Raw genomic sequence first — 25,035 nt, forward strand, 5'->3', positions numbered from 1 at the left:
TGTACTTAAACAAACGGGTGCGTTTGTTAAATAGAGGCTGCTAACATCAGCCTTCTAGTTTCACGAACGGGGGCAGGTTAGTTAAGAATAACTTATTCATGAAATAAAAATAAAAAAATTGATCAATGCTTGTATGATAAGAATAAAATTAATCAATCAAATTTAGGGGATGTTACATTTTGGATATATTAGGTTTTATTACGTTGATAATAGCGGGCTTTACAACATGTGCTGAGTTTACTTCCTACGCATTAGTACATCCCGTTATCCGCCATTTACCTCAAAAGCAACATATATACTTTGAACAAGGTTCGCTGAAAACATTTGGACTTATTATGCCTATATTAATGCCTGTAAGTGTAATTCTAACCTTGTCCGTCGCAGTATTTACTAAAGAACCTGGAATTATCGAGCTTACAAGCAGTTTTTCTTCTGCTGGAATGTTCATTTTAGCAACAATAATAACTATTAGATATAACGTGCCTATTAACAAGGCAATCAAACAGTGGGATGCAGACAATCCGCCAATTGATTGGAAGGAGATAAGAAAGCGATGGATGTTCTATCAATCTATTCGTTCCTGGTTACTTCTTTTTGGCTTCGTGTTCCTTTGTTTATCAGTTACGATTTAATTATATCTGCTTTGATCAAAAGGTCAGGGTAATTAAGCGGTAAGAAGGTGTGTCTCATTTGAAAAATAAGAAGAGGATAAATTTAGCAGGGATTTCTGCGCTAACAGTGAGTAACCTTAAACTGTTTTTATTAACAAACGGACATGTTTCCATAGGACGTGTCTTTTTATTTTGACCCAACTGTTGAAGATGAACTGGGAATGATAATGAAAATTCATGGTTCAGGAAACAATATGTAAAGAGACAAGGGAACAGATGATCCTGGAAATTTTCCTTATTAGGGAGTGGATGGATGGACCTATTAACTTTTACTGAGGAATTTTTTGAGTATATAAGGAAGTTTTTACTTTTAAGATTTACTCTATTTGCTTTGGTTCTCATTACCTTTTCAATTGTCATAAACCGTATTATTAATTGGTTCTTTAGAAAGTCAAACTTTTTTGCTGAAGAGGTAGAACAGACGATACAAGGTGTAACTCGGTCTATTTTTAGATATGGAATTGCGATTAGCCTTGTTATTTACCTAATTAGTCAGTTTGTAGATATAAAAGGTATTCTTGCAGGTGCAGGGATTGCCGGTGTTGTCATCGGTTTTGCTGCACAGCAGATGTTAAAAGACGTTATTTTAGGGTTCGCAAGATTAACGGACAAAGAGTTTCGTGTCGGAGATTTTGTTACTTTCAACGGGACAAGTTCAGGTACCATTGAGGAGATAAGTATTCGCTTTATGCAAATTCGTGAATGGTCGGGAAAACTCCTTACCATCCCGCATGGAGAGATTAGAGCGATACAAAACTTTAATAAAGGCTGGATGCGGGTTATTGAACGGATTACGGTTAGTTATCAGGAAGATCCAGCAAGAATTAAGGAATTGTTAGAGAAAGCAAGTATGATCTGCAATGAAAAATTAGTTCATAGCCTGTATAGGGTAGGGGGCGAGGCTGTTGAACCTTTTCAATATATTGGGATTACAGACTTAAATCCAAACCTTAAACATGTTGGGTACGAATTTTGTATGGTAGGCCTGGTTAAGCCTGAAGAATATTTTGAATCTTCCAGGCAGGTAAGATTTGAACTAATGTCTTTATTCCATAAGAATCAAGTACAAATGCCTACCGCAAACATGTTCGTTCAAACTGAAAATTCACAGGAGATTCTTGAGCACCCTTCACCCAGCACATAAAGAAAACTAGCTGATTGGAGACCTAGCGGTTTATGAGGTGCGGCAGAAATCTCGTATATTCACTTTTTCAGATAGCACATTGAATAAAATTTATGGTGATAATATTATGTGAATCAGAAAAAAATAGTGTTTAGGAAAGGAGGGATTAAGAATGTCTGTGAAAAAAACTGTAACAGGATTAGTCGTTGTGCTTGCAATGGTTGTGGTATTATCAACTCTAGGCTCATACGGTGTATTTGCCGAATCTGGTGTTGGGACTAAGGTGAAATCGATTGAGGTCGAGTTGAACGATGATTACTTTAATCCGAAAGTCATCACAATTCCGAAAGGGACATCCACAACGTTAATATTGAAAAATAAAGGTAAGAAAGAGCACACCTTCACAGTGGAAAAGCTCGGAATTGACGCCGAGATCCAGCCAGGAAAAGAAACAAACATTTCCGTGAAACCGGACCAGCCCGGTACATATGAGCTGATATGCCGGTACCATTTCCAGGAAGGAATGGTTGGAAACGTAATAGTCAAATAATAATAACCGGGGCCAATAAGGCCCTTGTTTTTTATGGTTGAAGGAAACTTACTTATTATTACCCAGATAGCAACACGCAGCTGACTTTCTTCTGCAAATGGATAATAAAAAATCGTTCCGCCTCTAATGAATGGTAAATATAGTGTATAGTAACGCTTAAACCATTATAGAAGGAGGTGAACAGGTGTATTTTTTTAAACCTATTTCTGATGAGGTTCGTCTGTTTAAAGAAATATTCAATAAATATAAAAATACAATGAAGCTCATTTTAGTGTCTATTTTCACTTGTATTGCTGCTATTCTTCAGGCTGCTGGAGGGTTCTTACCAGGTATAGGATATATTTTAAGTCCACTTGCAACTGCACCTATTATGTTAAGTTCCATGTTTTCCATTCCATTTGGAGTAATGTCCTATTTTCTTACAATTATGTTGTTAGTGATCCTGCAGCCATCTGAACTAATGATATTTCCTTTTACAACAGGATTGTTAGGGCTTGGCATTGGGGCATCTTTTTCCTTTTTCAGGAAGAGGATAAGTATTATTGCTGCTGGTACAATCCTTTTAATGCTAGGAATCATGGGGTTATTATTTATTTTTCACTTTCCGGTTTTAGGTCCAGCCGTCTCTTCCTTTTCATTTCTTACAGCGGGAAGTATTTTTTTATTTGTTTTCCTTTATAGCTGGTTATGGGTTGAAATTGCTTTAATCATGATTAAAAGATTAAAAATGATTATCATTTAGTGATTCTCAATCTAGTGGTTTTAATTTCGGTCCAATCCATGTAAGAGATTTATCTGGATTAAGCAGAGATCTAAAGTTATGATTCATGGAACTATTTCAAAGACAGTCCCTTGATTTAAATCAGTCACTTTCATAGAGCCATAAACCCCTAAATATAATCTGGTCTGTTTCAGATTCGTACCCAAATTAACATAATAGGCTGATTGAGATCCAAAATCGTAATCGGTTTGAATCACACTAAAATCATTTTGTTCACCATTTGATCTTATGGTGGTATAGGCTAAAGCCCCTCTAGCCTGGGGCTGGGATTCTTTCCGGGCAAGATCTGTAAACACAACGCTTCCTGTTAAAGCAGGGATTCTTTTCCCCATATAGGCTTGCACTCCTGTAAGTGCAGTACCTCCAAACTTATCGGGTCTGGAGTCTTTATGAAAATAACTGGTTAATGGCCGAAGACGACTCGCTGAAAGTGCTGCTGCTTCATTGTAATAAGCCATTGTCTTCTCTTCCAAAGTCCCATTATTAGTGCAGCCTCGAATAATTGAAGCAGGAATATCACCTTCCCAGCCTCGCCAGCCAAAGTTAATAACTCCTACCTTGTCAGATTCAGAATTCATCAAAGAAGCTTGAACAAGCTGAGTAACCGGTAGGGGTTTATAATGAACAAATGAAAAAATCGACTCGACCAAATCCTGACCGACATTCCCTGCATATTTCATATACTGATTATAAAACCTTTGAAATGAAATGCCAGGTATATTTCGAACCCCTTTGGCCATTACCGTTAAGGTTTCCTGAATGGCTGCGGGAAGTTCATTGAAGCGTGTGACAATGGGGGGGTTCATGATGTAAGTATTCTTATTTACATCCATTTCAATTATTTTACCGGCAATCTCCAGGTCATCCTGGCTTAAGTTAAATGGATCATAGCTTGATCCGCCATCACCGGTTGTTAAAACAAGTTTGCCTGTTTCCGGTGAAAAGTTTAAACTATTGAACCCATTGTGATTTGAAAATGGCCTTCTTAAGTTAAGTAAGGTCCTTCGTTTTTGGGGCCCGCCATTCGATTGTAAAATCCATTCTTCAATGGTATCAATATGGTCATATTGTGTTTCTCTATCCATCCACCTGAGGTTTAAAGTTCCAGGATCACACGGGTCAGGATTAAACGATTCAGAAAGAGCACCTGTTCCTTGTGTGCCGGCTGCTGAATAATGAAGATAAAACAGACCGTTATAATAAAATTTGGGATGAAACGCTAGTCCCAGCAATCCCCGTTCATCATATCCGCCAGAAGCACCCAGCTTTAGGATTCGGGGGCGAATATCTAAAAAAGTCCTTAAGCTTGAGTTTCTTGTGTAAAAGATCTCTCCTACCTGGGTTGCAATAAATAATCTTTCCTTTGAGTCGCCTGGAAGTATAGCTGTTTTCAAAACAGTAGGTAAATTTAGCTTACTGGCAATAGGCCGTAAACCCACCTTAACTTTTATCAACTGACTTTGCACCCCTTCATTTTTATTCTTTTATAAGAATATGATTAGAACCGGCTATTAGCACCAAGTTAGCCAGGGGAATTCTGGAAACGGCTCCTTCAATTGTAGATAGTCTAATATTATTAGATGAAGGATGTGTGTTACCGTGCTAGAATGAAAACAAAAACATAGGAGCAACAGGATGGGGGAATTCGAATGAACATACATAATATACTGGTTGCAGGAAGCTATGAAAAGGAATTCCAGGAACAGCTGCCAGCTGAAACATCTCAGAGCTTTCGTTTTAAGCAGGATAATGATATTACAGAAGAGGATTTGTCATGGGCGGATGCCTATGTCGGTTTCAAGCCATGTCGCGGCTTCCGCCTTGCCGATCTTAAATGGGTACATTCCTTTAATGCGGGTGTAAACAATTATTTGGAAATTGATGGATGGAAGGAGTATGAGATTCTTCTAACCAGAACTGTTTGCTCGTTTGGACAAAGAATAAGCGAGTATTGTTTAAGCTATGTATTAAGGGATCTTCAATATCATCACTACTTTGAAGGAAAACAAAGGGAGAAGAAATGGGCTCCAAAAACCCCGCAGATGGTGAAGGATCAAACGATTGTTATCTTTGGAACAGGGGAGATTGGGCAGGAGGCTGCGAAGGTATTTTCAAGTCTTGGAGCCACTGTTTACGGCGTCTCGCAAAGCGGCAGGCAAAAGGAGTATTTTCATAAGGTCGCGAAAACCAGCTCTGCAGGCACACTGGCTGCACAGGCAGATTGGATTATCAGCACATTGCCTTTGACAAAAGAAACGAACAAGCTATTTGACCGTACGTTTTTCAGCCATTTAAACGGAGCTGCCTTTATTAATGTCGGCAGAGGCCATACAGTGGACGAGCAAGCGCTTATTGAAGCGCTCAATTCCAGAAAGGTCCGTTTCGCTGTGTTAGATGTTCTTGAAACAGAACCGCTGCCAGAGACTTCCGGGCTATGGGAAAGAGACGATATCGTCATCACTCCTCATATATCAGCGGTGACAGAGCTGAATGAAGCGATCGCATGCTTTTTGGATACATTGAAGAGAATCAAAAATAATGATGCTATACCTAATAGGGTGGATGTTATGAAGGGGTATTAATAGACCGGACAGGTAGCACTAATTCGGCAATGAATGGGAGCATGGCCTCCCCTTCCTGTTGATGCATGGGGCCAGCTGCTTCCCTTTTTAAGTCTTGAAAGTTCAGCAATTGGGTGCTTTAATGAAGTGATGAAAAGCCCAACTTCTCTTTGAATTAACGGGGAGGTTGGGCTTTTTAGTATTCCCTAATTATTGTCAACCTAATAAGCCGGGAATACGGCCTATTGTAGCAGGTCTTATTCAAGAACGCCTGTTTCTTCTATCACTACATTGCATTTAACATCAAAGCCTAACATTTTGTATTCGTCTTCCCACTTTTTAAAGTCAAAGTTCCGAATCCGGTTTTTTTTCTTTTGGCCCAGACCAACAGGGTCTATTCCGAGATCCTGAAATTGTATTAATAATCTTAAGCATTCCTTTTCAATTTTTTTCTCCAGCTTCTTTTCTATCTCTCCAACAATCTGTGGGGTTAAAATATCTCCCGTAAACTCACGAATAATTCCTTCGAGATTAATGGTTATGGCAGCGTGATTATCAGTCATTTTGATTTTATTCTTTGATTTTATGCTCTTTATAGCAGCTCGTTCTCCCTTTTTTACCTTAACATCAAAGTTTCCTTCGCTATATTTATCTACCAGCAATTTAAAATAGAACATATCTTTTACAGGGAGGATGGCCACTTCTTTATCCTTTTGGAAAAGACTAATTCCAACTATCTTCACCTTATCATTTCCGGCTTTCTTTAGCCGGGGCAGGAAGGGATCCTTACCATCCTGATAGTAATCACGGGAAAAAATATGTAAATTGGTTATTGGAACATCGCGATGTTCAATATTATGCTGAATCAGATTAGAGATATGCGTAGCGTTCCCCATGGTTCCATACTCGCCATTTAACAAGTCTTCTGTTTTTCCCTCTGCGGTTGCAACAAATACGCGTGCCCCCATACTTGCATCTCTCTGAAAAGAATCTATTATGTCAAAAATCCCTATTTTAGAAATTTCAGGTCCGAATACAGCCAGCTTTAATCCTCCTGTGACTACTGGTTCTGATGTTTGCTTGGAAATATCCAGACGTACGTCCTGCCTAAGCTTTCCATTTCCGGAAAATGTCCTGTTAATTACACTTTGATCAGGCTGGAATTCCTGGAATAATGCAGTTCCTCTATACTTATCTTTCTCATCCTCTGCTAAATCGTAGCCGACTCCTACTTCAATATTTATATCATCAAGGATTTCTTTTTCCACACATCCTGAAAGCAGCAAGGACAGGCATATTAGTATTAGCTTTTTCATTTCTATTTCACCTTTACTATTGGCAATTATTACAGCAGGGAAAATAACAAATCCCATCTTTCCTAGCAGTATCACTTAGTGGAATAGCTTTTCTTTGGAGTACTGATTTAGATGGAAATTCAGACTTTGCGAAGAATTATCCATATATAATTACAAAATTAGTATTAATCTTTGGGTGGGAGAATATTCGTAATAAGGAAATTCCTGAACTAAGGAAGTTTTAGTTATTTAGATGAAAACAGATGTTTTAGGGGGCTGGATTCTCTAAAAGGTTTAGCAGATCAAGGGTTACAGTTTTTTGTGCTAAAGGATCAGACAATCTGAAAGAAGGTTATAGTTCATTCAACTAGAATATATATAAACGACCCGAAACTAATATAAGGGGGGATCTGAAATGGATAAAAGAGTTATTTTCGATTTTGAAATCGATTTTACTAATGGCGGTGGATTGCAGGGACAGGATTTTCGTCTTGATCTTGAGGGTAATGACATTACTGATGAAGAGCTGGCGAAATATATAGTAGAAGATATGAGGCTGCTTATGGTCGGAGAAGTTAGAATACTTAACAAGAAAATAATTAATGAGAAACATAAACGAAATTGAGATTTTATTTAAGCTGCGGGCAGAAGGAATTTGGTAAACCAGGGAAAGGAAAGGCGAAGAAGGTTTCTGAATATTAACCTGAATATTAGTCAAAGGGAGCGTGGCAAGTATGTCTCATGCTATAGATGTTTTAGCCGATCAATTGTCAGCAAATGCAAATGATCCTAGCTGGTACATTCCGTTTTCAGAATCAGTTGCAAACTTATCAGAGGAAGATGCGTTTTGGAAGCCCAATGAAGAAAGCAATAGCATCGCTGAAATTGTACAGCATCTTCTTTATTGGAATGAAACCTGGCAAAAGAGGTATCTTAAATCTCACGCAGATGCTGTCCCACCCTTAGGCAATAATAAAGAAAGCTTTATCATACCGGAAAATACTAAGTTTACTGAATTAAAAGAGCAGCTGTTAGAGGTGCTTCTGCAGTGGCAAGATTTACTCTCCCAAGAAAAACTGGAATGTGAAATTGAGGGTTTCCCTGTACCTGCACAGTGGTGGGCAATACTTGGGAATCTTTCCACGCATAATGCCTACCATATAGGTCAAATCATTTACGTCCGGAAACTGCAAAAGAGCTGGAATAATGACCAATAAGCAGATTTTGGTGAACAATTGCAAAAGATTCAAGTGAAAATAGGTTCTTATTAAATAAATGGGGCAAGGCGTAGTCTGATAAGGAATGACAAAGGCAGTCTATGCTCTCGATATTTAAAAGGGAATATACTAAAATAAAAATCAGCTGGAAAAAAACCAAAGATTCATATAGAAACAAACGGATCAGCATAACTCAACAAAGCAAAATGGATTGTCCTATAAGCAGACAACCCATTTTTGCTGTTATTTATTCAATTCAACCGTTTCATTCACATCTGTCGATTTAGAACTTTGTCCTGTCATGCGTTTAAAGAGAAAAGCTATTTTCTTCGTAAAATTACCGGTTTCCCAATATTCGACTGCTTCCGCTTTTATTTTTATCAAGACAACGTTAGGATCATCATAAGAAGTTTGCATAATTTGCTCATATGCTTTGCCCCACAATTCCTTTTTCTTATCTAAATCCTCAACTATTTCCGCTTTTCCACGGACGGAAACAAAGGATTTGCCTGCATATGCCACGTTAACATCTTGATCATGCAGGATTTCATCATATTTATTAGTCTCTTTTTTAGTGAAAAACCATAAGTCACCATCAAACTCTACTTCTTGTGTTTTCATTGGCCGGGAAACAAGCCCTTCTTCAGTTACCGTGGTCAGCATGGCCGTGTCTATGTCTTTGATTAACTCTCTTAATGTTTCAATTTCTTCTTGATTCATCATGTTAGACATTTCCATCACCTCGTTAAAGATTTATAGAGATATATTACCCTTAACACCAGCTTTTATTCAGGTGTGGCTTAACTTATACAAAGTGAAAAGGAAATGGACTCATTACTTGATCGTAATTTAAATAAAGACAAAAAAAGAATGAACGTGGTATATAATTTCAAATAGACTATATAAAATACGAGGAGAAAAAAATGCACGCATTATTAATAGGAGCAACGGGAGCAACTGGTAAGGATTTGCTGGATTTATTGCTGAAAGACGATTCTTTTCATCAGGTTGATATTTTTGTCAGGCGTGATCTTCATATCCGGCATGAAAAATTAAATGTGCATGTGATTGACTTTGATCACACAGAACAATGGAAGCATTTAGTGAAGGGCGATGTTTTGTTTTCTTGTCTGGGAACGACCCTGAAAGCTGCGGGAAGCAAGGAAGCTCAGTGGAAAATTGATTACGAGTATCAATACCAGTTTGCGGAAGCTGCCAGAGAAAACAATGTGAGTCATTATGTATTGGTATCTTCGGGTTCTTCCTCGTCTGATTCTCTCTTTTTTTATACAAGGATGAAGGGTCAGTTAGAAGAAGCTGTAAAGGCTTTAGGGTTTCAAAAGCTATCAATCTTTAAGCCTCCTGTATTGATAAGAAAAAATAGTGACAGAACAATGGAAGTTGCCGGATTAAAAGCGATACAGTTGTTTAATAAATTTGGAATACTTCGTTCTCAAGAGCCTTTGCCGACGGAAATATTGGCGGAAGCCATGGTCAATGCCGCCAAAACAAAGGATAACGGCATCTTTTCGCTGGAAGGCAAAGCGATTTGGGAATGTGCAGGGCTGAATAAAATCGATTAATGAATATGTGCATCATAGAGTAAGTTACTGATAACTTTGGCGAAAAAGGTCAAAGTTATTTTTTATAGAATGATCAGGGTTTTAGTTAAGATGAAGGAAATGTTTGGAAAAATTACTGGATGGCACTGCAAGCAGAATTTCTGGCTGGGAAGGGAGGGATTTGATTGAAAAAAAACTACAAAACTTATGCTTTTGCCGTTCTATTGATTATTGCCATTTTGGCTATCATGGACGGTGTAAATAATTCAAATGCAGCAGAGGAGCTGCGGAAGGAAAAGGATAGATTAGCCGAGAAAGCTGCAAGTTTCGAAAAAGAATATGAAAATAATGCTAAGATGCTGGATGAGGCAAGGAAGGAGACTGCTGAATTGGAGAAGGAAATCGAATCTTTAAGTTCTGCTATTGAATATAAGGAATTTTCGGCAGCGATAAAGACGATTGAATCCTACAAGGCATTGCAATCATTTGAGGAGGCGAATGCGTTTATGGCCAGAATTGATGGATCGGGATACTATACAGGAGAAAGATCCGGCAAGTGCCATTGCGGGTTTATATTCAATGGCGAGGGGTTTGAATGGATACCCAATTCCGTTCTTGATCTTAAAGAGTTCCGAATCGAAAAAGATAAAATCAGCCTCACCTATCAAACAGTAGAAGAAGTCAAACAGGATTACCAATTTGTTATGGTCAAGGCACCGGGACAATATGACAGGGAGGAAAAGTGGAGGGTTGAAGAAATTACACTGGTGGAAAAGGTTCCTCATTAAGAAAAAGTGTGACTGGAGTGGATCAAACAAATTAAAAAACTCGCCACCTGGCGAGTTCACTTACAGTGTGCGCGTGCTGCTTTCCTCCAATATCGACGTGACAATATGCCGCGAATCCCATTCCCCGCCTGAAAATTTGACGATCGGATATTTTTTCGGAAAAAGCTTTTGCCGGATCGCATCTGCTGAATTCCCTTCTTTGTGCAGAGCGAATACGTCATCCTGGATGGATAACAGATAATCCCGCTTTCGCTGGAGTGCTGCGCGTCCATCTTCTACATAGCCTGCATGGCTGCAGAATACATCTTCAAAGTCGTAGGTGAGAACCCGATCCAATGAGCGGATAATTTCCGGAATGCTTTCTTCTGCTAAAACGACCTTGGTCTTTTCGCTGACAAATAAATCGCCAGTAAACAGCTGGCCTGTTTCCCGGTTTAAGAAGGCTTTATGATCGAAAGCGTGGCCAGTGGTGTCGATGACATCCCACTGGGCTTTACGGGATGAAAACGAGTCAGGCATGACCTGGGCATTGAATGGCTTTCTTCTTCCCCAAAAGAGCTGCCTGTATAAAGGGTAATCGGCCCTTTTGGCACAGGAACGGATAGATTTTTCGTTTAAAAAGATTGGCAGTTTCTTCGTTTTTTCAGCATATGCTGCGCAGCCTGTATGGTCTTCATGAAAATGGGTGATCATGACCTGGTCAAAATCGCCTTCATCCATAAATGGTTCGAAGAATGCATGTAAGGACTGGGCGCCCGTGTCAATTAAGATACCATCCGTTAAATAGCTATAGACATTTAAAGAAACACCCTGAAACTTAATTTGGCCATTCAGGTAGGAAACACCGTTTTTTTCTCCAGTGGATGCCTTCTTCTTAACAAACAAAACATTCAGCTCCTTTCCCGATATCAGGGTCATGCATGAAGCATTTCGCCGTAACGCTGTACATTGTTTCTGCCATTCCTTTTTGCATCATAAAGTGCGAGGTCGGCGTGCTTCAATAGGATTTGGGCTGCACCATCCAGATTATCCGCTGAGATTATGGAATGTGACAGGCCGAAGCTTGAGGTGATTGAAATTGTTTTGTCATCCACCACAATTGGGCTCCCGGCAATGTCCAGGCGGACCGCTTCGATCAGCAGGTGTGCTTCGTGTGCAGGCGTGTCAGGCAAATAAATCATGAATTCTTCCCCGCCAAATCTGCCGATGATATCCCGTTTTCGAAGGCTGTTTTTCACGAGGCTTGCAACCTGGACCAGCACGAGATCGCCAGCTTCGTGGCCATATGTATCATTGACATGTTTGAAGTGGTCAATATCAAACATAATAAGTGAAACATCAGCACCTGGATGTAGGGTGCTAAGTGAGATTTCCATCTCACTTAGAAAATAGGCCCGATTATAAATCTGGGTTAAACTGTCTATGCTGGCCAAACGTTTAAGGGTTTTCTGCATATTTACTTTTTCAGTTACATCAGCCAGGGAGATAATTCGTCCAATTGGGTCTTTGTTAAGGGAATGGACGGGTGAAAATTGAACTTGGAAATGGACCTGTTCCCCCTCTTTTTCCCACATATAATCCCCATTCTTTCCAGAGCATATCACTTTTCTAAGCGTACTGTTTCCATGCAGAATATCATGGATATGCTTGCCGATGGAAGATTGCTTCAGTTCAGGGATAACAGGCAGCATCGCCTGGTTATAATCCACGATTGCCCCGTTCTGATTGAGAACGATGACCCCTTCCTTCATGCTTTCAAAAACCGTGTCCCTTGCTATTGGGGCGAGATTGAACATCTGGAATGAGAAGAGCGCTATGCCATGCAGAATGAAGGAAATACTCATGGATACAGGGCCTAAATCAATGCCGTAGGGGCTCAGGTCATTCAGATAATAATGATTGGCCATAATCGGAACAAAGAGTCCGGCGGTCATCAAAAGGATTTGCACCCGGAATCGCCAGAAGGATTTTCTTAATCGCAGAAGCAGGATGATGATACTGAACATCAGGCACATGAACAGAAAAATGGCGTGCACATAAAACCAGAATCCATATTCCAGATGCAGCACGGGAAATGGCGTATCCTCTCTCAGCCTGACTGCTGAGTAGTAAAAATGATGGAGTTTATTGGTATGATGCATAAAGATGGTCAAAATCGGGATGATGAACAGGGAAAAATACAGGCTCCTGCTCAGCTTGTGTCCGGCATATTCCAGACACATCAATAAAGTGAAAACAGGAATGAATGGCATGAACAAATATTCAATGCCCAGCCAGAATTGAATTTCTGGTAAAGTGGAGCTCGACAATTCGAATGCATAGGAAAAGGTAAAGATCGCGGACAGCAGTGTTAAGATCTTATAAGGTCCGGCACCCGGTGCATTCCTTAGTTTAAAGTGTGCAAAGAGACAAAGCGATAAGCTCAGTGCCCCTGAAAAAGTGAGAATGAGGATATACATCCATAATTCGTGCCCCATTTGAGTTTTCTCCAAAATGAAAATATTTTTCTCCTATTATATAATTCCTTTTTCTATAGTACTAGCTTTATATTTTTAATAACTATAGGGCTCATTGCGTTTCAGGAAAGGTCATTTCAGTGCTGCAGCTGCCGGACAGCCGCTCTTTTATAGAGGCTGCCTTAATACAATCTATTTTTATAACTATCCTGGAGATCCTTCTTCACTTGTTCGGATGTGTCATTCGGCAATTTTGAATGAGCTGCCAGTATAGCAGGGGCAGAAGGAAGGGCTTCTTTCGCAAGCCATGACTCTCCGTTCCATAATCCCGATCGGATCAATGCTTTCGCACAATGGATAAAGCATTCCTCTGCTTCTACTAAAATTCCAAATAAGGGAGCGCGGCCTTTTACCTTGCTCTTCTCTAAGAGCTCAGGGTAACGGCAAATATAAGCTTTGCCATTAATTCTTAGCGTTTCTCCAAGCCCTGGTATGAGAAAAAGGAGTCCAATATTGGGATTTTCTATGATATTATGAGCGGAATCCATTCTTTTATTGCCCGGCCGTTCCGGAATAAAAAGATGCTGCTCGTCAAGAACCGTCACAAACCCGGGGGAATCCCCCCTTGGAGAAACATCACATTTTCCATCAGAATCTGAAGTGGACAAAGTTAAAAAAGGTGATTTGGAAATAAAGTCAATGCAATGCTCATCGATGAAAGTAATAACTTTGCCGGCAGCACGCGCACTGGGCTGGCCAATTTCCTCCCGAAAAGACGCAAATTCTTCTCTGGTAGTTATAATATCCGGATATTTTGAACTCATAGGTTTCACCTTTTTCTAATGGTATAGGGATCTTTAGTGTTATGTCCTGGATGATTTTTTAACAATACGAAAAACAAAATAATAAACCCCGCTAAGCCCCAATATCCCCAGCACAGTCAGGAAAGGCATTTTTTCAGCAAATATTATTCCAATCACAAATAGGGCAAAACTCAAAATGACGGCTAATAGACTTAATAAAAGCCGCTGCGATTTTTTCAAAACTCTCACCGCCTTCTTTTCTATAAAATTCTGTGTGTTAAAATGGCCATATCTTTTCACTGGGTGGCTGTAAATGGACTTCTTTGGGGATTTATTTTGGCTGTTATTCGTGATCATGTGCGTATGTTTTTTCGTATTCCTTGCCTGCAGACAGCACGAATTGAAGAAAGAGCAGGAATATATCATCAAGCTGAATCATGAAATCCTGGATCGATTAAAGAAAATGGAAGAGATATGAATATGTTAACATAAATATCCATTTATAGGAGGTTAATCGGCAAAGTTTTAGATTGGAGACAAACAGTAACCGTATATCGCCATATCAACCGGAAGGGGAATAGCCTCCATTCTCTTGAATATAAGTCTTCCTTAATTCTATAATTATGTTTAACTTGATTAGAATATTGAGAAAGATCAGAAAACGGGGGATGTGAGGATGTCATGACAAAAGATAAACTATTTACTTCGAAGGAATTTTTAAAAGATCTGATAGAGACAGTTAAAAATTCGCCACTGCATTCTCTGGATAAAAGGGAGACCGAAACAGGACTCATCAAAATTTTTGAAGAGATCAAAGAGTTAAATGAAGGCGACTATAAACAGGTTTGTGATGAACTTTATGATGGGATTTATATCTCTGACGGAGATGGAAAGACGTTATATGTGAATAAAGCTTACAGCAGAATAACCGGCCTGGCTCCTGATCTTGTCCTGAATAAATACGTGGGAGATCTGATGAAGGAAGGTTTATATAAAAACGCCATCACACCCGAGATTATCAGAACAAGAAAACCTATTAATGCGGTAGCTGAAATCCGAACGGGGGTTAAAGTGCTGACGTCAGGAAATCCCATTTTTGATCAAAAAGGCAATATTAAAAAGGTCGTTGTGATCAATCGGGATATGTCGGATTTGGTGGAAATGCAAGAAAAATTAGCAGCTTCAGAGAAACGTATGCAAGAGGTTGAAAAAGATAAGCTGAAAAATCAATATGAAATTGAACATCTCAGAAAATTACAGACATCCAAAAGTTTAATTGGAGAAAGCCAGGAGATGAAACCTGTTATTCAAATGATTCACCAGGTGGCCAATTTGGATGTAACGGTCCTAATAACTGGAGAAACAGGAGTTGGAAAAGAAGTTGTCGCGAATGAAATTTATATGAATAGTGAGAGGCATGGCAAGCCTTTTATCAAGATCAATTGTGCAGCCATTCCTGCAAGTCTCCTGGAGTCGGAGCTGTTTGGATATGAAAGCGGCTCTTTTACCGGCGCATCCAGTAAAGGAAAAATCGGCATGTTTGAATTGGCTGATAAAGGCACTTTGCTGTTGGACGAAATTGGGGAGATGCCGATTGAGCTGCAATCGAAGCTATTAAGGATTATTCAGGAAAAAGAAGTAACACGTATAGGCGGGACAAAGCCGATTAAATTCAATGTCCGAATCCTGGCGTCAACCAATTGCGATTTATACGAGCTTGTAAAAGAAGGGAAATTTAGAGAAGACCTGTATTTTAGGTTAAATGTATTTCCCATTCATATTCCGCCGCTTCGGATACGGGCAGAAGACATTGAGATATTAGTCAGACATTATTTGGACATTTATAATGCAAAATATAGTAAAGAAGTGCAATTAGAGAAGGAAGTATTCGAAGTATTTAAAGGGTATAACTGGCCTGGAAACATAAGAGAGCTGCAAAATGTGGTAGAACGAATGGTGATCGTTTCAGAAAAATTCAAGAGATTTAGTGCTGACCATGCAAAGAAGTTATTAAATATTGAGCTGGATGGTGCAAAAACATTAAATGAAGGACTCAGTTTGAAAAAGATTGTAGAAAGTGTTGAAAAAGAGACAATTGAAAAGGCATTGAAACTTTATGGAAGTACCAGAAAAGCAGCTGCCATATTAGATGTTGATCAATCTACTATCGTAAAAAAGGCCAAAAGGCTGGGAATTAACTTAAGTGATGAAAAACGGAATCGTTCATGATGAATTTTATCATCAAAACAAAAGCTTAATATACAAATGAAATAGTCAGATTATTTAAAAACTGATGAATTATTTCATCAGTTTTTTTATCTTGATGAGAGAAATAGCTGATGTTATCGTACTTTTGCTTTTGGCACAGAAATTGCATCTGTAGAAAACGAAAAAATTATTCTGCAGAAAGAGGGATCACACAATGGAAAAATTAATTATTACCGTAGCCCCAACAGGAGCACAAACCACTCGGGAACATACGCCTTATGTGCCATTATCGCCAAAAGAGATTGCGGATTCTGTATATGAGTCATGGAAAGAGGGGGCGGCTATTGCCCATATTCATGTAAGGGATCATCGGGGAGAAAATACACTTAACCTGGATACGTATAAAGAAGTCATCGACCGGGTCCAGGATAAATGCGATATTATTTTAAATTTAACAACTGCAGGGGGAATCGGAAATCGTGATGAAGATCGATTAAGAGTGTGTGAATTAAACCCTGAAATGGCTACCTTTGATGCAGGGACCATGAACTTTGGCCCGGGTGTCTTTCACAATACGCCTGAGTTCCTTGAAAGATTGGCGGCTGTTACGAAAGAACGGCAAATCAAGCCGGAAATTGAGATTTTCGATGTTGGCATGATTCACAATACGTTAAGGATTGCTAAAAAGGGATTGATTGACGATCCATTCCATTTTCAATTCGTACTGGGTGTGCATGGAGGTATGCCGGCAACTCCTAAAAACCTGATGTTTTTAATAGATAGCATTCCAGTAGGTTCTACATGGTCGGCAATTGGCGCAAGTAAGGATCAGTTAACCATCAATACGATGAGTATTCTATTAGGCGGGCACGTGCGGGTTGGAATGGAGGATAGCGTCTATTTTCGAAGAGGTGAATTAGCAGAAACGAATGCTCAATTCGTGAAACGAATAGCTAACCTGGCCCAAACATTGGGAAGAGAGGTTGCCACTCCAGCTGAGGCCAGAAAAATCTTGGGGATAGATAAGCTGAATAGAGGCAGTCTGGTTACATCCCTGAAGGGTGTCCAAAACTAGATCAAGTGACAAGAATAGGGGGAATAAAGATGAATATTGCGATTATGGGTGCAGGCTCTTTAGGGACAATCATTGGAGCACTAATGGCGGAAGGGGGAGAAAAAATAGATTTAATCGATATTAATGAAAGTCATGTAAATAGGCTGAATCAATCCGGTGCAAAGCTTTCAGGATTTATAAATAAGACGGTTCCTGTCAATGCCTTGACACCAAATCAAATAAGCAGCACATATGATTTAGTATTTCTATTAACCAAGCAGGTATTTACCTATGAATCTCTCCATCAATTGCTTCCTTATCTGCATAAAAACAGCATCGTCTGTACGCTCCAGAACGGAATCCCTGAAGAACATGTTGCATCCATTGTTGGGGCCAGCAGGACGATTGGCGGGGCTGTTGGCTTTGGAGCGACATGGAAAGGCACGGGCGAGTCTGAACTCACCACCGAATGGGAGACTGTAAAGAAATATGCATTTGAGATAGGGGAAACGGACGGAAGAATCACGTCCCGCTTATCAGAAGTAAAAGCAGTATTGGAACATGTCGGCTATTGCAAGATCACGTCCAATATTAGCGGTATTAAATGGACAAAGTTATTAATGAACACAACCTTCAGCGGAATGTCTGCGGCACTGGGCTGTACGTTCGGCGAAGTTCTGTCAAATAAGGAAGCAATGACCAGTTTAGCTTATATTGCAGATGAAACCATTAAAGTGGCACATGCGCAAGGGATTCAATTAACCAATATGCAGGGAAAGGACATGGAATTCCTGGAACTGAAGGTAGGTCAAAAGGTTAGTGAAAAAATGGGCTTTTACCATGAGGTTTGGTCTCCTCACAGGAATCTTAAAGCGAGTATGCTGCAGGATTTAGTCCGTAAAGTAAAGACTGAGATTGACTTTATTAATGGCCATGTTTCAGAAAAAGGAAAAGCTTTTGGCATTCCAACTCCTTTTAACGATTTAGTCGTCGAGCTGGTATCGGAAGCGGAGAATAGGAAATCAGTTCCTCTTTTTTCTGAAAATTTACCCTTTTTCGAATCCTTGAATGTAGTAATGAAAAATAAACCAAGTGAACTTGTAAAGGAGAGATAATCCATGGCTATAGCATTGTTGATTTGGGGTGCCACAATCGCTTTTTCACTGATCTGCGGTACGATTCTTTGTTATAAAGTCGAAAAATCAAAAGTGAAACGCTGGGGATATTCCGGCAAATTATTTAAATAGGGGGTGGTGACAGTATGTGGTATATCGCTGTATTTGCATTTTATTTACTATTTATCGTGTGGACATGTCTGAAAAGCTTGAAGAATGTTGAATCCATGTCAGACTTTACAACCGGCGGACACCGAATGGGCTTATTTATTGGTGTTGGTACGTCTGTTGCAACATGGGTCAGTGTTGCCTCTGTCATGGGGGTTCCGGGTTATTTATATAGTTCGGGAGTGGCGGCCATCATAGGATGGGTTGCGGGATGGTTTTTTGGTACCGCTTTAATTCCGATTGTTGCATATAAAGTCAGAAGACCTGAATCGCCGGCAAAAACTTTCCCTGAATTTATTCATCTCCGGTATGAACCATTAAAAAAGAATAGCCAATTGCGGACGCTGGTTGCGGCACTTATGCTTGTTGGATATTTTGTTTTTACGCATCTGCAGGTAGTCGGGTTTGGAATTGTTTTTTCAACTATTACAGGCATGAAATACGAAATAGCCATTTTTGCTTTTCTTGTTTTCCTTCTTTTTACAAGTATAGGAGGCTTCTGGTCCGTTGCTGTCACAGATACCGTGAACACCATTTTAATCATTTTGGGTGTGGTTTTAGGGGCTGTCGCTGTATTGTTTGCAGCAGGGGGATTCTCCAATATTTATGATACTCTGGCGGCTGCAACTGCCCCAACTGTTGTGGGAGGCGAAAGTCTATCAAAGGGTGTTTTATTGTCTCCAGTCGGAACCTTTGGCTTGGGTGCCCTTTTTTCTATTTTCATTTCCAATTCACTAGGGGCAGCCGTCTCCCCTCACTGGGTAGCAAGAATGCTGGCGCCTAAAAGCATTAAAGTAGCCATCATGCAGATGATGATCTCAGTCGTTTTGCTAATCGCCATTTTCGTTCCGTTAATCATTATTGGACTTGGTGCGAAAACATTGATTCCCAGCCTGCCGGCAGGCCAAACCACGGATTATATTATGCCGCTGGTGATCACGGAATATGCGCATCCTTTAGTGGGAGCACTAACTTTAGTCGCTTTATGTGCGGCAGCCGTATCGACTGCCAATTCCATGCTGCTGCATTGCGGGACATCGCTTTACTATGATATTTACAAAAATATATTCACATCGAAAACAACGGAGGAGAATTCAAAAAAGCATTTAAGATATACCGTTCTGGCACTTGGTGTTTTAGCGGTACTGAGCGCGATTAAACCGCCCGTGCTGCTGGCAATGGGATTCACGTATGTGTACGGAGGATTTGGCGCAGCTTTCTTCTTTGTCGTCTATTTAGGATTATATTGGAAGCGCATGAACAGTGCAGGTGCATATGCCAACATCATTGTTGGTACCCTGGTATATATCATTGCGAAGGTATTGGGAGCAACTAATCCATTTATCATTGCTCTGGCGGCCGCATTTGTAAGCGTTTTAATTGCGGTTAAAATTGGCAAGAAAGCACCGCTTGAAGCGTATGAACCCTATTTTGAAAGCGAAATAAGCAGCTCGACCAAAAAGGCTATCTCGGCCATTCAGGATGATTATGCTCCGGAAGAAAATGACCAAAAGGCGGTTTCCGGGTCGAAAGAGGCAGTTGAGGGATAAATAGGAGATTGAGAGATTTTAATGAAAGGAACATAAAAATGAAATTATTAGGGAAGGTTGCTGTCATTACCGGTGCAGGGCAAGGCATCGGTGAAGCCACAGCTAAGAAATTTGCAGAAGAAGGAGCAAAATTAGTCTTAGCTGATTTAAATGAGCAGAATCTGATGAACAGGGCAGAGGAAGTTAGAAAAGCCGATGGAGAAGCCATCTATGTTGTATGCAATGTGGCGAATCGGAATGAAGTCAGTCGGTTATTTGAAGAAACGTTAGTTCAGTACGGACGTGTAGATATTGTCATAAACAATGCCGGTATTGTTCAAGATGCACAGCTGACAAATATGACAGAGGCCCAGTGGGATCATGTCATCGATGTAAACCTAAAGGGTGTTTTCAATGTCGGCCAGTATGCGGCAAAAATAATGAAAGATCAGGGGGAAGGAGTCATTCTTAATGCCTCTTCGGTTGTGGGAATATACGGCAACTTTGGCCAGTCCAATTATGCTGCAGCTAAATGGGGAGTAAACGGAATGACTAAAACGTGGGCGAAGGAATTGGGGAAATCCGGAATTCGAGTCAATGCCATTGCCCCCGGATTTATTGAGACGGACATGACCAATGTTCTGCCTGATAAGGTAAAAGACATCATGAAAGCAAAATCACCCTTGAATCAAATGGGCAGACCGGAAGACATAGCAAACGGCTATGCCTTCCTGGCCTCAGAAGAAGCGCGTTTTATTACTGGAGCGATTTTGAGTATAGATGGGGGACTTGTTATCTGATTTAGTGACTGACACTACCCGAAAAATCTTGTTTCACAAAAGTTTTATGAGGATAGTTCTGAAATGGGTAAGCCATTGTTTTATTTAGAAAGAAGCAAGAATCAATAGAGGTATAGTCAGGCAGAGGTGATGTCTGGTTATGCCTCTTTTTTCTTTGTTTAGGGACAGGATCCTTTATTAGGACAAAGAACCTGTCTATCTGTCCCGATAAATCTCATATTCTGTTAAAATATGAAATTTTTCAGCAGCATTTTTCGCGAAAAATAGTTCTTTTTTACCGTGAGAATAGGTGTTAATCAGGTCTTTTGATTCTTATATGAAAAATTTGGATTTGATACCTTTATAGTGTATTAAAAAAATTCTGAATAATATAACTAGGAGGTAGGGGATGAGGATTAAAAGATCAGCATTGGCCTTATTAATGTTCATGCTAATGTTCTCCAGTTCGGTGTCAGGGGCCGCTTTACCCGAAAAATCACCGAGCACCAAGGGAGAAGAAAACCGCAGGACCATCCAGGAAATAAAGAAAAGTGAATTGGACAAGCAGTACAATAAAACAGATATAGTCAGGGTCATAGTCGAGATGAAGACAGAGCCATCTGTCCTTTATGCCCAAAAGCAAAACAAGAAGTACAAAGAACTTCCAGATGCAACGAAGCAGAAGCTGAAAAATGAAAAGCTGTCTGAACAGCAGAAGGTAAAGGATCGTGCTAAAAAGAATAAAGTAAAGATGATAGAACGCGAAAGTTTTACTACGATAGTAAATGGCTTCAGTGCTGAGATGATGTATGGAGACATTGAGCTTGTAAAAGAAATGCCGGAAGTGGCAGAAGTACAAGTGGTCAATGAGTACGAAAAGCCGCAGGAAAAGCCGGATATGCTTTACAGCAAAGAACTCGTACAAGCTCAGGAAGCTTGGCGTGATTATGGCTTTAAAGGTGAAGGAATGGTAGTCGGTGTCATCGATACCGGCATGGATCCTTCTCACCGCGACATGGTTCTGGCAGGAGAAACGGAAAAGGAATTAACGAAGGCTGAAATCTCGAAATTTAAGAAAGATAATGGTGTTCTTGGAAAATATTATTCTGAAAAAGTGCCATATGGATACAACTATATGGATGAAAATGACACGATCCGCGATATCGGCCCGGATGCATCCATGCATGGAATGCACGTTGCCGGAACTGTCGGAGCGAATGGCGATGAGGAAAACGGCGGCATTAAAGGGGTAGCACCTGAAGCCCAGATCCTTGCGCTTAAAGTATTCGGAAATGATCCGAATATGCCTTCTACATACAGTGATATTTATGTTAAGGCGATTGATGATGCGATTGTACTTGGTGCAGACGTTCTGAACATGAGTCTTGGTTCTACAGCAGGGTTCGTCAGCCCTGAATCAGCTGAGCAAAAAGCGATTGCAAGAGCTGTGGAAAATGGTATTTTAATGTCTATTTCTGCAGGGAACTCTGCTCACTTTGGAAATGGATTTGCAAATCCAAGCAGTGAAAACCCGGATATCGGCGTTTCCGGATCCCCTGGGGTATCCTATGATTCTCTGCAGGTAGCATCTATTGAAAATACCTTCATGGATCTGGATGCAGTGAACTACCAATTCGGTGAAGAGTCCGGAAAAGCTGCGTTTTTATCAGCTGGAAATGTTCACCCGAACGATGTTGAGACGAAAACATTTGAAGTGGCATACGGTGGACTGGGCAAGCCTGAAGAGCTGTCCAGTGTTGCAGGAAAATACGCTTTAATTCAGCGTGGGGAATTGGCATTCGTTGATAAAGCGATTAATGCCCAGAAAGCTGGAGCCCTTGGGGTCATTATTTACAATAATGCAGACGGATATGTCAACATGGCGAGCGATCCGTCCATTACCATCCCGCAGCTGTTCATGCTGAAGACAGACGGAGACAAGCTGGCAGCAGCGATTCAGGATGGGCAGACAGTCACTCTTTCATTTAACGGGGAAAAAACAAAATCAGCAAACCCTGAAGCAGGCAAAATGAGCGCCTTCACTTCTTGGGGATTAACGCCTAACCTGGACTTCAAGCCTGAAATTACAGCTCCGGGCGGACAAATTTACTCTACTCTTGAGAATAACCAGTACGGTATGATGAGCGGTACCTCCATGGCAGCTCCTCATGTTTCCGGTGGTGCGGCACTTGTTCTTGAGCGTGTTGATACAGAGTTTGGCGTAACCGGCTTTGACCGAGTCAACGTTGCAAAGAACCTGATGATGAACACAGCGGCGCCGGTCATTGATAAAGGAACCGTAAACAGTGCATTTAATTGGAATATCCCTTATTCTCCACGCCGCCAGGGTTCCGGCATCATGCAGCTTCATTCGGCATTATCTTCTCCTGTTATCGTAACGGAGGCTTCAACGAATGAAGGGAAAGTGGCTTTAAAAGAAGTGGGCAATACCTTTGAATTCACGTTAAAAGCTCAAAACTTCAGTGATGAAGATGTGGCATATGATGTGGCAGCGAATCTGCAGACTGATTTTGCAGCCTATGGAGAGATGGGCTGGGCAGCGGATGAGCTTGAAGCCCAGAAGATTTTAGATGCTTCTGTAAAAGTGGATGGCCAGGATTCAGCAGAGGTAACCGTTCCTGCGAATGGCTCTGTTAGCTTTAAAGTAAGTGTGGATGTCAGCAATGCAAAAGTGGTAGAACCTTCGATAACAGGAGATTGGGAAACTCCTCTGGACATCAACGAGGTATTTCCGAATGGTTACTTTGTTGAAGGGTATGTTACTTTGAAAGATTCAACTGACGTGAACCCGCAATTAACGGTTCCTTACGTTGGCTTTAAGGGTGATTGGGATAAAGCTCCGATCCTTGACGGCATGAAGTATGATGACAATTCATTCTACGGAATGGCAGGAGCTGTTTCTGAAACAGCCGAGGGCTATTCTTACTTGGGATATGATCCGGTAAATGACGCATTCAGCGGAGACGCAATCGCCATTTCTCCGAACGGAGACAAAGTTCAGGATCAATTGATCCCGGTTCTTTCATTCCTGCGAAATGCTAAACAAGCAGAATTCGCGATTACGGATGAGGATGGAAAAACACTAAGAAAGCTGCGAACGGAAAACAGCCTTCGCAAACATTATTACGATGGAGGACTTGGTCCGAATTATACACTTAACCCGAATTGGGGCTGGGATGGTAAAATCAGCAATCAGCTTGCACAGGATGGACAGTACTATTTTGAGATTAAATCTGTTATCGACTATGCAGGCGCTGAATGGCAGTCCGTGAAAATCCCTGTAAAAGTGGACACGGCTGCGCCAAGCGTTCAGGCTGAGCTTATCGAAGGAAACACAGCATTAAAGCTGGAAGCTGCTGATAACCCTGACGGCTCCGGCATTTCGTATATCGATATTTTCGTAGATGAAGAGTCTATTCTGGAAGAAGCGCTAAGCGGAGATACTGATGAATTTACACTTCCGGAAGAATTGGAAGCTGGCACAAATGTTAAGGTTGTAGCCTATGACTTTGCCGGAAACTCTTCCGAAGCAACTGTGGAAGTGGGCGAAGTGAGCAATGACAAGACCGTTCCATACGTGTACCTCGTAGAGCCTGAGGCGCTTGAAGTATACAACACAAATGAACTGAATGTCAGCGGCACGATTAAAGAAGAGTCTGGCATGAAGGAATTCACCATTGCCGGAACTCCTATTGAGACAACTTACAACGAAGCAAAAGGCGAATATGAATTTGAAACAACGATGACGTTTGAAGATGGCGTTCACAGCCTGGAAGTGAAGGCAGTGGACACTGCGAATAATGCGATTTCCTTCAAACGCACGATCCTAGTCGATGCGACAGGACCAACTGTCGAAATCGATGGTCTGCCTTCAAGCAAATACATTAAACATAACAAGAAAGACCCTGTCATCAACATCACAGTGACAGATAACTTTGACCAGCTTCGCTTCTCTCAGGACGGCAGCGAGCTATTCTACCAGGAATTCCAGGAGCCTTATGCAATGAGAGGCATCGAAAAAGAGTTCAAAAAGATTAAACTCTCATTGAAAGAAGGCTTAAACGTCTTCACATTCGAAGCAGAGGATCTGGCCGGCAATAAAACGACCAAAACAGTCGAGCTTTATAAGCTGAAGAAAGGCGAGCAGCCACCGCAGAATCACGAAACCCCTGATGGCCCGGCAAAGCCTGGAAAAGGGAATGGGAAGCAAGATAAATAAATAGGTTTGGAGAGACTCGGATTCCTTTTGAGAGGAACCGGGTTTCTTTTTGGGGAGTGGTTTGCTGATTTATATCCAAACAAAGATTTTCTTGAGAATGTTGCAATAACTTCTGAGAAAATCCCGAAAGCAGGA

At 40.8% G+C, this 25,035-nt stretch carries 24 protein-coding genes; 17 read left to right on the forward strand and 7 right to left on the reverse strand.

The window, feature by feature from the left end:
- The first annotated feature begins 179 nt into the window (after positions 1-179).
- From JI665_RS27555 to JI665_RS27570, 4 genes are all read left to right on the forward strand, one after another.
- Positions 180-632: a DUF1772 domain-containing protein gene (locus JI665_RS27555; protein ID WP_206846049.1), complete on the forward strand. Its 453-nt coding sequence runs from the start codon at positions 180-182 to the stop codon at positions 630-632.
- A 292-nt stretch (positions 633-924) separates the two neighbouring features.
- Positions 925-1,815, forward strand: coding sequence for a mechanosensitive ion channel family protein (locus tag JI665_RS27560; RefSeq protein ID WP_206846052.1), 891 nt, complete (start codon positions 925-927; stop codon positions 1,813-1,815).
- Positions 1,816-1,966: 151 nt separating this feature from the next.
- The gene (locus tag JI665_RS27565) at positions 1,967-2,344 is read left to right on the forward strand and encodes a cupredoxin domain-containing protein (RefSeq protein WP_206846055.1); all 378 of its coding nucleotides are present in this window, start codon (positions 1,967-1,969) and stop codon (positions 2,342-2,344) included.
- A 184-nt stretch (positions 2,345-2,528) separates the two neighbouring features.
- A complete protein-coding gene (locus JI665_RS27570) occupies positions 2,529-3,086 on the forward strand; it encodes a hypothetical protein (RefSeq protein ID WP_206846058.1) in 558 nt (185 codons plus the stop codon).
- A gap of 83 nt (positions 3,087-3,169) precedes the next feature.
- Here JI665_RS27570 and JI665_RS27575 read toward each other — a convergent pair whose 3' ends face one another.
- Positions 3,170-4,579 (reverse strand): PQQ-dependent sugar dehydrogenase, encoded by a 1,410-nt coding sequence (locus JI665_RS27575; RefSeq protein WP_206846059.1) that lies wholly within the window; start codon positions 4,577-4,579, stop codon positions 3,170-3,172.
- Positions 4,580-4,774: 195 nt separating this feature from the next.
- Between JI665_RS27575 and JI665_RS27580 the strand changes: the two genes are divergently transcribed.
- A complete protein-coding gene (locus JI665_RS27580; protein WP_206846061.1) occupies positions 4,775-5,707 on the forward strand; it encodes a D-2-hydroxyacid dehydrogenase in 933 nt (310 codons plus the stop codon).
- Positions 5,708-5,943: 236 nt separating this feature from the next.
- On the opposite strand, the gene JI665_RS27585 is transcribed toward JI665_RS27580, so the two are convergent.
- Positions 5,944-7,002, reverse strand: coding sequence for a Ger(x)C family spore germination protein (locus tag JI665_RS27585; protein ID WP_244671343.1), 1,059 nt, complete (start codon positions 7,000-7,002; stop codon positions 5,944-5,946).
- 394 nt (positions 7,003-7,396) lie between these two features.
- Here JI665_RS27585 and JI665_RS27590 point away from each other — a divergent pair, with 394 nt between their 5' ends.
- Complete coding sequence (locus JI665_RS27590; RefSeq protein ID WP_206846065.1) at positions 7,397-7,606, forward strand: cyclase; 210 nt, start codon at positions 7,397-7,399, stop codon at positions 7,604-7,606.
- A gap of 109 nt (positions 7,607-7,715) precedes the next feature.
- Complete coding sequence (locus JI665_RS27595; protein WP_206846067.1) at positions 7,716-8,198, forward strand: DinB family protein; 483 nt, start codon at positions 7,716-7,718, stop codon at positions 8,196-8,198.
- 243 nt (positions 8,199-8,441) lie between these two features.
- On the opposite strand, the gene JI665_RS27600 is transcribed toward JI665_RS27595, so the two are convergent.
- The gene (locus tag JI665_RS27600) at positions 8,442-8,930 is read right to left on the reverse strand and encodes a pyridoxamine 5'-phosphate oxidase family protein (RefSeq protein ID WP_206846069.1); all 489 of its coding nucleotides are present in this window, start codon (positions 8,928-8,930) and stop codon (positions 8,442-8,444) included.
- 191 nt (positions 8,931-9,121) lie between these two features.
- On the opposite strand from JI665_RS27600, the gene JI665_RS27605 reads away from it, so the two are divergent.
- Entirely contained in the window at positions 9,122-9,781 is a 660-nt protein-coding gene (locus JI665_RS27605) for an NAD(P)H-binding protein (RefSeq protein ID WP_206846071.1), read from the forward strand.
- 164 nt (positions 9,782-9,945) lie between these two features.
- The gene (locus JI665_RS27610) at positions 9,946-10,548 is read left to right on the forward strand and encodes a hypothetical protein (RefSeq protein WP_206846073.1); all 603 of its coding nucleotides are present in this window, start codon (positions 9,946-9,948) and stop codon (positions 10,546-10,548) included.
- A gap of 60 nt (positions 10,549-10,608) precedes the next feature.
- Here the strand turns inward: JI665_RS27610 and JI665_RS27615 are convergent, their stop codons facing one another.
- The 4 genes from JI665_RS27615 to JI665_RS27630 all read right to left on the reverse strand — a co-directional run bounded on the left by JI665_RS27615 (position 10,609) and on the right by JI665_RS27630 (position 14,056).
- On the reverse strand, positions 10,609-11,466 hold the full coding sequence (locus JI665_RS27615; protein ID WP_206846076.1) for an MBL fold metallo-hydrolase: 858 nt from the start codon (positions 11,464-11,466) through the stop codon (positions 10,609-10,611).
- Positions 11,463-13,025: a histidine kinase N-terminal 7TM domain-containing diguanylate cyclase gene (locus tag JI665_RS27620; RefSeq protein WP_206846079.1), complete on the reverse strand. Its 1,563-nt coding sequence runs from the start codon at positions 13,023-13,025 to the stop codon at positions 11,463-11,465. Before JI665_RS27620 ends, JI665_RS27615 begins: the two co-directional genes overlap by 4 nt.
- A gap of 161 nt (positions 13,026-13,186) precedes the next feature.
- Positions 13,187-13,828: a pyridoxamine 5'-phosphate oxidase family protein gene (locus JI665_RS27625; protein ID WP_206846081.1), complete on the reverse strand. Its 642-nt coding sequence runs from the start codon at positions 13,826-13,828 to the stop codon at positions 13,187-13,189.
- 39 nt (positions 13,829-13,867) lie between these two features.
- Positions 13,868-14,056 carry a hypothetical protein gene (locus tag JI665_RS27630; protein WP_312886320.1) on the reverse strand — a complete coding sequence of 63 codons (189 nt, stop codon included), beginning with the start codon at positions 14,054-14,056 and terminating at the stop codon, positions 13,868-13,870.
- 64 nt (positions 14,057-14,120) lie between these two features.
- On the opposite strand from JI665_RS27630, the gene JI665_RS27635 reads away from it, so the two are divergent.
- The 8 genes from JI665_RS27635 (at position 14,121) to JI665_RS27665 (ending at position 24,900) form a co-directional block, all read left to right on the forward strand.
- Positions 14,121-14,285, forward strand: coding sequence for a hypothetical protein (locus JI665_RS27635; RefSeq protein ID WP_206846086.1), 165 nt, complete (start codon positions 14,121-14,123; stop codon positions 14,283-14,285).
- Between the two features lie 203 nt (positions 14,286-14,488).
- Positions 14,489-16,036, forward strand: a complete 1,548-nt coding sequence (locus JI665_RS27640; protein ID WP_206846088.1) for a sigma-54 interaction domain-containing protein — start codon at positions 14,489-14,491, stop codon at positions 16,034-16,036.
- A gap of 193 nt (positions 16,037-16,229) precedes the next feature.
- Positions 16,230-17,090 carry a 3-keto-5-aminohexanoate cleavage protein gene (locus JI665_RS27645; protein WP_206846092.1) on the forward strand — a complete coding sequence of 287 codons (861 nt, stop codon included), beginning with the start codon at positions 16,230-16,232 and terminating at the stop codon, positions 17,088-17,090.
- Positions 17,091-17,119: 29 nt separating this feature from the next.
- Positions 17,120-18,184, forward strand: a complete 1,065-nt coding sequence (locus tag JI665_RS27650) for a ketopantoate reductase family protein (protein WP_206846094.1) — start codon at positions 17,120-17,122, stop codon at positions 18,182-18,184.
- A gap of 3 nt (positions 18,185-18,187) precedes the next feature.
- Positions 18,188-18,316, forward strand: a complete 129-nt coding sequence (locus JI665_RS29085) for a hypothetical protein (RefSeq protein ID WP_268891839.1) — start codon at positions 18,188-18,190, stop codon at positions 18,314-18,316.
- A 14-nt stretch (positions 18,317-18,330) separates the two neighbouring features.
- Complete coding sequence (locus tag JI665_RS27655) at positions 18,331-19,902, forward strand: sodium:solute symporter family protein (protein WP_206846096.1); 1,572 nt, start codon at positions 18,331-18,333, stop codon at positions 19,900-19,902.
- Positions 19,903-19,940: 38 nt separating this feature from the next.
- Positions 19,941-20,681: a 3-oxoacyl-ACP reductase FabG gene (fabG, locus tag JI665_RS27660; protein WP_206846099.1), complete on the forward strand. Its 741-nt coding sequence runs from the start codon at positions 19,941-19,943 to the stop codon at positions 20,679-20,681.
- Positions 20,682-21,069: 388 nt separating this feature from the next.
- Complete coding sequence (locus tag JI665_RS27665; protein WP_206846100.1) at positions 21,070-24,900, forward strand: S8 family serine peptidase; 3,831 nt, start codon at positions 21,070-21,072, stop codon at positions 24,898-24,900.
- Positions 24,901-25,035: the final 135 nt, after the last annotated feature.

The sequence above is a fragment of the Bacillus sp. NTK034 genome (genome assembly GCF_017303275.1).
GTDB lineage: Bacteria > Bacillota > Bacilli > Bacillales > Cytobacillaceae > Cytobacillus.